Annotated in this window: 1 protein-coding gene; it reads right to left on the reverse strand. The window is 58.5% G+C overall.

The genetic code is table 11. From position 1 onward, the window contains the following. Positions 1-8 precede the first annotated feature (8 nt). A partial coding sequence (locus D2V08_RS18115; protein WP_119606293.1) for a RuBisCO small subunit-like domain-containing protein occupies positions 9-287 on the reverse strand: 279 nt, incomplete at its 5' end.

The raw sequence follows: 287 nt of genomic DNA on the forward strand, positions 1-287 counted from the left end.
ATGCATGCTTAGTAGCCTGGGGGCCTGTGGGCGATGACACTGGTGACCTGCACTTGGCGGATGTTGTTGAACCCAACGATTCTCACGAACGCGTTCGGGTGGAGGTCGATGATCTCGTCGAGCTCCTTCAGCACCTGCACGGGGTCCGTGCACCCGAACATGGGCAGCTTCCACATTGTCCAGTACCTTCCGTCGTAGTATCCGGGCGAGGCGTGGTGCTCACGGTGCACGAATCCGTTCCCCAACTCGAACTCTAGGCAAGGAATGAGCTTCTCGCGGATCAGGAA

This window comes from Flagellimonas lutimaris (assembly GCF_003581615.1).
GTDB lineage: Bacteria > Bacteroidota > Bacteroidia > Flavobacteriales > Flavobacteriaceae > Flagellimonas > Flagellimonas lutimaris.